Origin of the sequence: Bianquea renquensis (genome assembly GCF_014384895.1) — a bacterium.
Classification (GTDB): Bacteria; Bacillota; Clostridia; order Lachnospirales; family Bianqueaceae; genus Bianquea; species Bianquea renquensis.
Genome location: NZ_JACRSQ010000086.1, coordinates 1 through 1,410, shown reverse-complemented (window position 1 = coordinate 1,410; position 1,410 = coordinate 1). Strand labels below are relative to the sequence as shown.

General features: G+C 59.6%; 1 protein-coding gene. It reads left to right on the top strand.

What is annotated here, in order from left to right; genetic code table 11:
* Positions 1-12 precede the first annotated feature (12 nt).
* Positions 13-1,410, top strand: a 1,398-nt coding sequence (locus H8730_RS17305) for a hypothetical protein (RefSeq protein WP_249290298.1), incomplete at its 3' end; no start/stop codon positions are given.

Here is a 1,410-nt window from a genome sequence, read left to right as displayed (position 1 = left end):
GTGGAAAACTTCATGAGCGCCGACGAAGCAGGCGGCGTGCCCATCTATGCAAGGGTGCGCTTAGACGAATATCTGGAGATCGGCTGGGGGGCTGGGATCAAGGACGGCATGGAGGGTGAAAATCAGGCGACGCCGCTGGTGGCCGGTACGGACATCAACGACGTGACGACATGGACGACCCATCTGCCGGAGGAAAACGATCCGGCGGGCTCCAACTCTGTGTTCCGGGAGTATTACACGTGGGAAATGGGCGGACAGACCACATACATGCCCACCTTCCTGAAAAACCGGGACAGCCTGAAAGCGGACATCAACGGCACCCTTGCCGGGCCGGACGGAGACCCGGCAACGGATGAGGACCGCTATGGAGACTATGTGACCTACACCGCCGGCCAGAGCAAAACGGCCGATGCGGAATACGACGCGGACGACAACGACATCGACGAGGGCGACGCTGGCGTGTTGGACGTAAACTATAGCCTCAACAATGAAACCCACACGGCTGTGGAGACCTTAGACGCCCAAGTGCTGACCATGGCGCAGTGGAAAGCGATGGGTTCCCCGGTCGGCCCGTTTTGGGTGTACGACGTGGACGGCTGGGCCTACTGGGCGCAGGCGATCCAACCGGGTGAAGCGACGGGCCTTTTGTTAAACAGCATCAGCCTGGATACGAAGTTGGAAAACGATTGCTATTATGGCATTCACGTGGTCGCACAGTTCACCGACGGACGGGGCGGCGACTGGGGCAAAGATGCAGGCAACGGGTTCTATACCCCAGACGCCGGGCCGGAACCCAGCACCGACGCGTTACAGCTTCTCCACCAAGCGGCGGGGGAACTTCTGAAGGTGACGGTATCGTCCGAGAACGACGCAATCACGGTTAAGACGGCGTCCCCGCTGCAATTTAACGCCGCCGTCACCATTGCGGATACGGTTATCACCAATCAGGAGGTGACATGGGCGCTGGAGGGCAATATGTCCGCCGGAACTACCATCAGTGAAAGCGGGCTCTTAACAGTGGCAGCCAACGAGCCGGTGGGCACGGTGCTGACGGTGAAAGCGACCTCCAAAGAGAACAACACCGCCATAGGGGAAAGGCAGGTGACGGTAGTAGCGGCGGCGGACGGTGTAACTATTTCCACGGCGGAGGGAGCGACCAGCGTTAAGCGCGGCCGGACGTTACAATTTTCTGCCCAGGTAAGCAAGGACGGTTCAGCGGATGGAGTATCCCAAGAGGTGACATGGACGCTGACAGGGAATACGGCTGCGGATACGGCCATCAGTGACAAGGGGCTTTTAACCGTTGGGCTGGAGGAAACCGTGGGGAATGTGCTGACGGTTAAGGCCACGTCCATGGTGAACAACGCAGCGGAGGGCGACGCGACTGTGACGATTCTGGTGCTGGGCGAC